This is a genomic window from Flavobacterium sp. (assembly GCF_043722275.1).
In the GTDB taxonomy this organism is placed as follows: Bacteria; Bacteroidota; Bacteroidia; order Flavobacteriales; family Flavobacteriaceae; genus Flavobacterium.
In genome coordinates this window covers 24,558-34,719 of sequence record NZ_JAYSPC010000154.1, presented here as the reverse complement: position 1 = coordinate 34,719, position 10,162 = coordinate 24,558, and the positions used below count along the sequence as shown (strand labels likewise).

The window sequence follows — 10,162 nt, the reverse complement described above, 5'->3', positions numbered from 1 at the left end:
TTTATATTTTTAAACTACTTTTTAGACACCTTTTTGAGTTCATTTATACTGCTCACTTTTATCCAGAATTAGGTGCTCACTTTATCCAGAATATCCAATTATACCCTTAAAAATAAAGTCATTACGCTTTCTTTCTTCAAATAACTTTTCAATTTTATTTTTCTGAAATAGTAATTCTTTAGTGTTATAGTCTTTGTAAATTCTTTGCGATACGTATTTGTATCTGCTGTTCATAATATTATTTACTTTAAGCAGTTTCTCAATATAGTAAAGTTGTAGGTTAAGATTTTTTTTGGATTTAAAGTAGCTGATTAATAATTCATAGCTATTGAGAAGATCAGGACGAATGTATCCTTTATTATTAAAAATATCATCTACTTTTTTGAAATAAGGTATGGCCATTTCTGGATTCTTAAGATCCCAATAACTTTTCCCAATATAAAAATAGCCAACAGCTTCATTTGCAAAATCTTTGTTTTTTATAATGACTGGTAGTGAATAGTTGATTTTACTAATAGCCAAAGTATAATTGCCTCGGAAATACTGGTTAACTCCTTCGGAGATAATAAAATACTCTTCCATCTCATTGTTAGATAATCTTTCTCCTTCTGATAATCCCTTCTCATTTATTTCTGTACATAAGCTATAACTTCCAAGACGATTATAACAAAGACCAAGAGAATGTAAGGAATTCAGATAGCCCCTATCGTTGTTTTCTTTAAAGTAATCGATGCATTCCTTAAATAAAGAAATTGCCTCATTATAAAATCCCAGGTAGTATTTTATATTTGCAATATTGTATTTTACCTTATATATCAAATACTTATCATTTGTTTTGGAAATATAATTATCTGCAATTAGATAATTGTCTAATGCATAATTATGTTTTTTAGCGGCATAATATACGATTCCTTTTGAAAGATAGGCTGAACCTATTAATGCATTATCTTTTGATTTTTTTGCAGCATAAATCATACTATCTACATAGATCAGTTTTAGATTTTCCGGCGAGTGATGAACATAGTTTTTATAGCCATTTACAAGCTCTTCCAAATTATTTTCTGCTTTCGATTTTACGAGAAAGGATTTAAGGTATAAGGATTTTTTAACACTATCTTTTTCAGATTCTTCTATCCTTTCAAAAAGGTAATCGTAATTCTTATTTCGAAGTGTATCGGGAATTTTAAAATGGATTTCCTGTGCGCAGATTTGATCTCCCAAGCAAAGAGAGAGTACAAATAGATACTTTCTAATCATAGTTTGAATTAAAATGAGACATTATTTTTTGTACAAAATCATTCTGAAAGCTAAATAAAAGGCTTATAAAAAGGCTCATTAACATTTTTCAAAAAAATCGCCTTAAATATAGTGTAAACAATTGATAATTAAGGTTTTTTTATTTAAAAAAGGTATATGGATTTTCCGAAAATCCATACTCTTATTCTCGGAAATCCACATACTAATGTTTTGCAAATCAAAAAATCTACTTTTAGATTTGCCTTGAATTCAAAAGCAAAAATATTTAGTAGAGTACTAAATTAAAGTTCTGCTTACCCGGGTGAAATGAACTGACTAAAAAATTGGTCGGTCACATTTAACACATTTTAATCATGAAAAACATTTCATTACGATTAATAATTTTACCATTATTAATCGTTTCCTGTACTACTGATACTATTGATAATATAGAAAGTATAGATAGTAAAATCAGTAGCAAGGAATCAGAAAAATCAGCACGTTTGGTGCAAAACATGACCCCTGAAAACCCTGCAAACATTTACGATTTTGCTGGTAAACTACATAATGATATTCTTGATGCTTATTTATCAGGTAACTATCAGTATAACACAATAGGACAAATTTCTCAACAGATCGAAACTATAGCGGCTCAAAATAATGATCTAATGCTTTTAACTTCAGGAACAAATTTGTCTCCCAATCTGATTGTGATACAAGAGATTATAAATAATCCACAGTCTAAACTAGATCAGACTATTTTAAATTCTACAATGACAATTGCAGCAAAAGATAATCTTTCGAATTTTATGAATGATATCCTTTTATGGGAAAATGATTCCTACGAGGAAATTTATCAATACATAATATCTTTTGAATCAGCTGTGATAGCTAATCAGGCATTTAACAGTGAGGATAAGAGAATTATCCTTACCACTTCCTCCATAGCGAGGTATTCAACGTATTATGCTCTGGAACGCAAAGATAAAGACTGGGACACTTCTACTGGTCACCGTGTTGCAGGGGTTAGTGGTGCAATTGATGATCCCTGTACGGCAATAAAACGTTCACTTGTAACAGGAATCATGATATACAATCAATGATCTGAGTTATGATGTATTATATCTATTGCTATGAAAAAGAGATAGCATACGTGTTTACTGTGTGCTTGATTCTTTTCAATCTTGTTAGTCTTTATTTCATCATAGATCTATTATCCTATGATGAAATAATTGGCTATCTCACAAATGGCGAGATAAAAAGTGATAGTCCACGTAGTCTGGCCTACCTGCTTTTTGTGAGTGGCATGTCCAATTTACTTTTTATTACCGTTACATTGATGTCTAGGTTGATGTCAGAGTAGCTTGCCAATTTGGGCTTTAATAAAGTAAAATTTATTTTAACTGATTATAATTTCATAAAGAGTATTGTCGTGGTAAGCAAAAAATCAAAATATTTTCATATTGGCCTGCAAGTTTACATTTTTGAGAAATTTACATCTAAAAAATCTTTGAGTAAATTATTTAAGGTAGACCATTTCTCTATACTGATTGTCAATTCGGGTTCCTTATCTATCCTAATAGATAATACAGAAGTTACTGTCTTTGAAAGTGAGATCCTTGTGATACCTATAAAGACTTCATTTGAAATTTTGATCATGAGTGATCAATTACAAATTTGCTTGCTGTCATTTACTACAGACTTTGTTATTGAAAATAGTATACGAAGACCTCATATTAGGTATTTTGAATTTTTTATTACCCAATTATCCTCTAAAATCTTTCTAAAAAGTAAAGATGTTTTATTACTAATTGATTTATTGACATTACTTAATAGCAAAGTATTACGACCTAGCTCGCATGTTTTTAAAGATGAGATAATACTTTTTAGTTTTAATCTGTTATTATATGAATTAGCAGGTATCTATCACAGGTCATCCTGGCATATATCACTTCAGCATTCGAAAAGGGAAAAACTAGTTCTTCAATTTTTTAAAATTTTAGAAATGAATTGCAGAAAGCAACACAGTGTAAAATACTACGCAAATTATTTAGGTGTTAATACGGATCATTTTAGTAGAATAGTTAAACAAGTTACAGAAAAAACTGCGAAGCAATTTATTGAAGAAGCGATTCTCCTCGAAGCAAAAGTTTTGCTGCAAAACAATCATTTAACCATTTTATATATTGGAGAAGAATTGCACTTTAGTAATTCTTCTGCTTTCAGTACTTTTTTTAAAAGGCATACTTCCCTGTCTCCTTCAGAATACCGTTTACAATTAAATTCTAATTAAATACTTTATAATACATGTTTGACCGGGTTAAGAATGTTCTATAAGCATTGATTTAGAGTACTGTCGATTGCAAGTCGAGAGAAATATTTACTAAGTAAAAGTAAAAAAAATGACTCAAACCTATCTTTTAGAATGGATGGATTTAACGGTGACCTCAACCCTTAATCCTGGTAAAACAGATCTTACTATGATTACTCCAATTCAATCCAAAGCGATTATTAAAAAAGCGACCGAGCAAACATTCTTAATTCAGTCACAATTTACGGTACAGGTTTTTTCGCTTACCAAGGAGAAACAGATTAAAATTTTAGTTGGAAATTATTATTCATCGCTGTTATTTCTTTTAGATAAAATTACAGAGATAAATAGTACCGATGATGAACATAGAGAACATTTAAAAGAGGTAACTGCTACTTTAATTTCGTGTTTGGATGAATTAATAACTTTTGTAGAATCCAGATTTGCAAACTATTTAAACAAACCTTTACCAATTATTGAAAAGAAGATGTGTGAGTCCTCCGTTATAGACTCTTCCTCTAATAAAGTCTTATGTAAGCTTTCGACAGATCAGACAGCCTTAATACTTAGGGCATCTGATGAATTAAAAATTCTTATTTCAAAATCAATGAATCATTTATTTAAAACAATTGTTCCATTTCTATCCACTCCAAATAAAGTGGATCTTTCATACAATGCCATGCGAAGCAAGGCTTACATTTTTGAAGAGAGGGATAAACGAATAGCAATTGAAACATTGGAGCGCATGATTAAACAGATTAAAGAATATTAACTAAATAATTTAAAACTTAAAAATATGAAAAATCTATCTTATATTTTAGCCACTATGCTTCTGATCATAACAGGTTGCCAGCCTAAAAAGCTGGATGAGAAATTGGCTACCACCCTTATTCTGGAAAAAAATCATTACCCTACTATTGTAGACCATGATATTTTCTGTGGTGATCCCGCGCATGCCTACACCATTTTTAAATCCGGACTCGTAGAAAAAGGATTTGTAAAAGTACTTCAAACCAAAAAATTTGGTGATACAACGGCTTTCGTGAGTTTTACCCCTGCAGCAAGACCGTACTTACTGCCAACACCTGCAGCAGATAAAAAACATAAAATTCAACGTGTAAAAGTAGCCGATGAAGAATTTGGAGCAATTGCAGAAATCAGAATTATGAGTTCCGGTAATAAGGCAATTGTAGAATACACTACAATTCGGAGAAAGAATGTTTTTGCTGCTAGCATTAAGAATGGCTTGAAAGACTTATTGAGTCATGAAGTGTATTTTATATTAGCCGATGATGGCTGGCAAATCATGGATAAAAAATCAGAAATTGAATTTTTATCTTATTAGAATATGAATATTATCTTCAAATTACTTAACTAAATATATTTTAATATAATAAATATCAAATAATTAAAAAGTTATTACCAATTAGAAAGGTATCAATTAAATCCGTTTAAACCGCACATTTGTTGATCCTACAAATCTTTTTCAAACCATTTCATACATGATTTAGAGAAATCTCAATAAGAGGATAACTTAGGAATTATTTTGATTTCAATTTCCAAAAAGTTAAAAAATTGTAGTAAAAATATTTCTTATATTCGCTGAAAGAAAAAGCAAACTTACTGCACCAACACAACCAAAAGGGTTGTGTTGGTGCCATTTTATGACTGGTATTAATGAGTTGGGTGCAATGGTACCTCAAAATCACCAAAAAAGTAATTTATGACAAAAATTAAAGTTTTTAAAAATATTCTTATTGTATTTACTACTATAATTTTTTTAATCATTATTTGGATATCTTTCGATTTAATAAATGAAACAAGTCCAAAACAAATTGAAATTGACTTTGCAAATAAGTCAGATATTATCTCGGGTTATGGAACTCTTATTGGTGGTGTTTTATCTTTTCTTTCAATCTTATTTGTAATATTGAGCTTACTTGAACAGCGACAACAAATTTTAAGAAATGAAGAACTTGTCCGGACCGAAAATCAAAAAGAATTACTTGACAAACTCAAACTGTTAAATACTTTTTTAAAATCCATGATTGATGGAATAATAGAACAAGGAACAGTGATGGAAAAGTATTATTTAGAAGAACAGACTCAACCCTCTAAGATGAATAGAATGTATTTCTTAGTAAATCGTAATTTTGCCAGAGCTGTTGAAATGGATTCATTATCTATTTACAATGGAATCAAATTCTATTTAAAAGATGATCCTGACTGGGAGAAGACATTTCTTAATCTTTTTACATTAATAGACTTTTATAAAGAAGGTATTGAAGAACTTAGAGCAAAATACACATCTCAAATCAATTATAAAGTTGAAGAACAAAGAAAAATTGGTTCTGCTTTTTTGAAACTTATGAATATGTGCGCTTCAATGATTGATGATTATAAAATTGCTAATCCGGACAATTACATGTCATTGCCATGGGCAAAATTAGTAAATCAATTTACTGGCGAGTATTACGAATATTTACAGGAATGTGAAGATAATGACGAGGCTACAGATTTTAGAGTTATCTCAAACGACATCTTGATTGAATTTCTTAGAGTTTCAATGGAATTTAGAAATACTATAGGATATGATATTTTTGGAAGCCGAAACATTGTGAGTTTCGTTGCAGACTTAAGAAAACAAATAAATGAAATTGAGATTCATTGTAAATATTATGCTAAAGATATAGAAGAACAATACAATTCTTATTTTAGTCCAGAAAATGATAGCTTAGATAAACTAAAGAAAATAAAAATAAAAATTGAAACCATTGTTACGTAAAACCACAGCACCCAACAGCCACTACAACGGATTTGGGCATTGGGTTTAATGGAAACATGGTTTTGTATTTGGGGTGATTTGGCAAATCCAAAAATAGGGCTTAATTTAGTCCCAAACCCGCTGTAGTGCCAAGACGCTGGCAGCAAGCGCTTAGCAAACTTAGGAATTTAACGCAATTTTGCCATTATTAAAAAATTAAAAATTAATTTATTTTATATAACTATGCTATTGTCATTTAAAAATAATCACGAAATAAAAGAAAAAAAATTAGCTTCTACATATGATTGGTTGAATATGAAAAAAGCTCCTAAATCAGCAGAGGAAATAGCAGAAAAGTTATTCAATCTAAATAGGACATACACCACACCTGACTTTTTTTTAGAAGATTACGAAAATTTCCCTAGTAATTTAGGTTTACCTAATTGGTTAGGAAATCTACTATTTACTATTAACCACCATAATTCAAATGATTTTAGTGGTTTTAAAGAAAACTATGAAGAGTACTTTTATCCTGCCTTTTTGGAATCATGCAATGTCGGTATTGATTACTCTTTAATGTTTCATAAATGGGAACTTATGATTTTAACCGATATGATTCCAAAGCAAGAAAGAGATAAAAAATATTTCCATGATTTAATTAAATTACACAAAAATGCTCTTGACGGAAAAGATTTAGAAAGCAATGAATGGAATGAATTACAAGCTAAAATAGATAATGAGCTACAAGAAATAGAAGCACGAACTATAACATGGAATTCAGGTAGGACAGCATATTTGTCTATTGAAAATTACATAAATAAAGAAGACCCATATACTACATCTTCAGAAGCTATAGTTGATGCTTTACTTACAGAATATATTAACGACAATCAAAATTTTGGTAATAAATCGGAACAAGAATTAAGAAAAAATATTTGGTTTGAATTAATGAAAAAATTGTTAGCAATGCTTAATGAATGGAAATAAATTAACTACTTCTACTAAAATAAATCGAGCAAAAGGTAAATGGCCTTTGGAGAGTCTATTGAATAATATTCAACAAAAAGAAGAACTCGGAATAAATTCTTTATTAGCAAATCATGCCATAAAAAATGCAGATGAAGGTATTAAAAAAAGGTAAGTGAATTGATACTCAAAAAATAGTTGCTTAATAAGGACGAATAGCCAACAGCTACAACAACGGATTTTGGCATTTGGCTTAATGGGAAGTTGGTTTTATATTTGGTATGATTTGACAAATCCGAAAACAAGACTTAATTTAACCCCAAACCCCTTGCTAGTGCGAGAACGTTGGCAGTAATGATACTGGCATAAAAATCAAAAAAATCTGATGAAAGAAAATATATATTTAGAAGAACTTCTTCAGACAATGTCAGAAAATCAATATATTGGATTGGGAAATCCTACCGCCAAAATATTGTTTATAGGAAAAGAAGCTGGAGCTGAAATTGAAGAAGAAATGTTTCATGGAAGCGCTAAATCTTGGAGAGAAAAAGAATTTAATTATTCTGAAAGATATGTCCCAAAAGAAGCAAAGATCAGAAACTTAAATCATACTTGGCAAAGATATCAAAAACTATACGATTGTATTTTGTCAAATTTAAATATAGAATTTGATAAAAAAGACAAATATGAAATCAGTTTTATTGAAAATATATTTACTACAGAATTAAGCAATTTACAGGCACCAAACACAAAAGATGCAAAAAAACAGGAGAAGTTTGGAGAAGAACTTAAATTAAGAAAAATAGAGTTTTTCAAAAGTAAATTTATTCAAGATTTTCAAATAGTGATAATATTTGCTAGTGATAATAAATACATAGAAACAGACCCAGGAGAAATATGTGAGTTATTCAATGTAAAATTTATTAAATTACATAATCTAAATGCAAAAGATAAAATTTGGATACATTCAGAAAATGAAACTGGGAAAAAACCAAAATTATTAATTCACACAAGACAATTGACAAATAGAATTACTAACGAATTAATACCAAATATTTGTGATGTTGTTGTGGATTTTTTGAAAACAAATTCAATACAATTAGAAAAACAATAGAAAAGCACTACTGCTAAAAGCCGTTTGGCATTGTCCAATTATTCTTGTTTCAAAAATCGATTTTTTAGCATTTTAGAACAGAAATAAATATCCTAAAATAATTATTTCATCATCAAATTAGCCTCCCATTTGTGGAGGTTTTTTATTTTTTTTTGCATTTATTTTATTTTTTTACCCTTGATTTTACTGGGGGTTCAACGGGGTACAATAGGGGTACAACAAAAAGTTGTACTTGTAGCAGTTTTATCTCTATCGTTTCTTTGCCTTGTAATAATGAAGATCCTGGCTTGGAATTATCAATTTACCGGGATTGTGAGAAACTAATGTAGAACGATAAAATGATGAGGTATGTTTACAAACATTTCATGGAGTAATTACATAGTTGTAATTATTCTGCTATTGGCAAGCTGGTATTTATTTGTTGGATTTCGATTTTATTTTGATGACCTCAAAGAAGTCTTATCAGGAAGGCGGAAGCTTCAATTCCGTGGATTTGAAAACCCAAATTACCAAGATCCTAAATTTGAATTAAAAGCCCAAGAATCACCTGAAGAAATTTCAGAACAAGCTTCCTTTGGAGAGTTTGACACTACCTTTCAGGACGTTGATGCTCTGGTGGCACGATTAAAAACTTTTATCGCAGATGCCGCAAAGAAAAAATTAGTCCAAAAAGAATTTACCTATTATCTGCAGCTTCTCCTAAGAGAATTTCCCTCAGTGAAAAATTCCCCTTTTAATTCTTCAATAAGCGAGTTGATAGTTTCAGAATGTGACAAACTCGAATCAATCAATTTAACCCAGAAAGAAGCAGAAGCCCTCTGGGAATAAACTCTACAACAATTTAACGGAGGAATTGCCCCTGTCCATCCCAGCGCAGTATGGCAGATGTAACAGGAAAGTGGAACTGCGACAGCGGCTACACCTCCGTTTTTTTTCTGAATTATTAAACTTTAAAAATAATGTGCGATGAAAAAATGGAACTGGAATTTTAAAAAGTTTATTGAGCAAAAAACAAATAGTATTTGTACGCTTCTGGCACAATTGCTTTTTGTAATCAGTTATGAAACCTACGCCCAGGATGGTCTGGCAGGAATTAACGAAGCCAACCAACAGGTTCGAAGTTACTTTGATGCAGGAACTGAACTGATGTATGCCGTAGGAGCATTATTAGGTCTTATTGGTGCTGTGAAAGTATATCAAAAATGGAATGCAGGTGATCCTGATACCGGAAAAGTAGCAGCAGCCTGGTTTGGAAGTTGTGTTTTTCTGGTGGTAGTGGCTACCGTAATCAAATCCTTCTTTGGGATTTAAAACAAATCGTTATGGAAGATCTACTCAAAGAAAAGTTATGTTTTTACATTATCCATAACAATCCCGATTTGATGTTTACACTACAGGAAGATTATAGTGTATTGGATTATCTCAATGAGAAGATAAGTAGTGTGAAATCCATATTGGACGATATGTTATCTGATGGTACACCTCAATATATCATCGAAGAAATATGTCTCAATGTACTTACCGAAGATCTGAAACCTTCCCGTTTTTTATATATCCGCTCGCTGCTTTTAGATGAGTTTGAGAAAACCTATGCCGCTTTTCAGGAATCTGGTATCCTGACCTATGAGGTAATGAATCTTATGGAAAGCTGCAGGCCCATTTTTGAAACCATTGGTTTTACTAAAGAAAATGAAGAAGATTCTAATTTGAGAAATGCCCTTATCGGTCAGATTGCTGACTATGTGAGTTGAGCTGTTTACAGCAGTGTGTA

Annotated in this window: 12 protein-coding genes; 11 read left to right on the top strand and 1 reads right to left on the bottom strand. The window is 30.7% G+C overall.

Annotated elements, in window-relative coordinates; translation table 11 throughout:
- Positions 1–81: 81 nt before the first annotated feature.
- Positions 82–1,257 carry a tetratricopeptide repeat protein gene (locus ACHZDT_RS19345; RefSeq protein ID WP_394776338.1) on the bottom strand — a complete coding sequence of 392 codons (1,176 nt, stop codon included), beginning with the start codon at positions 1,255–1,257 and terminating at the stop codon, positions 82–84.
- 353 nt (positions 1,258–1,610) lie between these two features.
- Between ACHZDT_RS19345 and ACHZDT_RS19340 the strand changes: the two genes are divergently transcribed.
- The 11 genes from ACHZDT_RS19340 (at position 1,611) to ACHZDT_RS19290 (ending at position 10,142) form a co-directional block, all read left to right on the top strand.
- Positions 1,611–2,339, top strand: a complete 729-nt coding sequence (locus ACHZDT_RS19340; protein WP_056250071.1) for a hypothetical protein — start codon at positions 1,611–1,613, stop codon at positions 2,337–2,339.
- Between the two features lie 554 nt (positions 2,340–2,893).
- Positions 2,894–3,529 carry an AraC family transcriptional regulator gene (locus ACHZDT_RS19335; RefSeq protein ID WP_123887402.1) on the top strand — a complete coding sequence of 212 codons (636 nt, stop codon included), beginning with the start codon at positions 2,894–2,896 and terminating at the stop codon, positions 3,527–3,529.
- 109 nt (positions 3,530–3,638) lie between these two features.
- The gene (locus ACHZDT_RS19330; protein WP_056250074.1) at positions 3,639–4,319 is read left to right on the top strand and encodes a hypothetical protein; all 681 of its coding nucleotides are present in this window, start codon (positions 3,639–3,641) and stop codon (positions 4,317–4,319) included.
- A 24-nt stretch (positions 4,320–4,343) separates the two neighbouring features.
- Positions 4,344–4,892 (top strand): hypothetical protein, encoded by a 549-nt coding sequence (locus ACHZDT_RS19325; RefSeq protein WP_056250076.1) that lies wholly within the window; start codon positions 4,344–4,346, stop codon positions 4,890–4,892.
- A gap of 378 nt (positions 4,893–5,270) precedes the next feature.
- Positions 5,271–6,332, top strand: a complete 1,062-nt coding sequence (locus ACHZDT_RS19320; RefSeq protein ID WP_056250078.1) for a hypothetical protein — start codon at positions 5,271–5,273, stop codon at positions 6,330–6,332.
- Positions 6,333–6,560: 228 nt separating this feature from the next.
- Positions 6,561–7,298, top strand: coding sequence for a hypothetical protein (locus ACHZDT_RS19315; RefSeq protein WP_394776336.1), 738 nt, complete (start codon positions 6,561–6,563; stop codon positions 7,296–7,298).
- The gene (locus tag ACHZDT_RS19310) at positions 7,285–7,452 is read left to right on the top strand and encodes a hypothetical protein (protein WP_207557309.1); all 168 of its coding nucleotides are present in this window, start codon (positions 7,285–7,287) and stop codon (positions 7,450–7,452) included. Before ACHZDT_RS19315 ends, ACHZDT_RS19310 begins: the two co-directional genes overlap by 14 nt.
- A gap of 210 nt (positions 7,453–7,662) precedes the next feature.
- A complete protein-coding gene (locus tag ACHZDT_RS19305; RefSeq protein WP_394776334.1) occupies positions 7,663–8,391 on the top strand; it encodes a hypothetical protein in 729 nt (242 codons plus the stop codon).
- A gap of 348 nt (positions 8,392–8,739) precedes the next feature.
- Positions 8,740–9,219, top strand: a complete 480-nt coding sequence (locus tag ACHZDT_RS19300; RefSeq protein ID WP_394776333.1) for a hypothetical protein — start codon at positions 8,740–8,742, stop codon at positions 9,217–9,219.
- 138 nt (positions 9,220–9,357) lie between these two features.
- Positions 9,358–9,702 carry a DUF4134 domain-containing protein gene (locus tag ACHZDT_RS19295; RefSeq protein ID WP_089056811.1) on the top strand — a complete coding sequence of 115 codons (345 nt, stop codon included), beginning with the start codon at positions 9,358–9,360 and terminating at the stop codon, positions 9,700–9,702.
- Positions 9,703–9,713: 11 nt separating this feature from the next.
- On the top strand, positions 9,714–10,142 hold the full coding sequence (locus ACHZDT_RS19290) for a DUF1896 family protein (protein WP_394776331.1): 429 nt from the start codon (positions 9,714–9,716) through the stop codon (positions 10,140–10,142).
- Positions 10,143–10,162 lie beyond the last annotated feature (20 nt).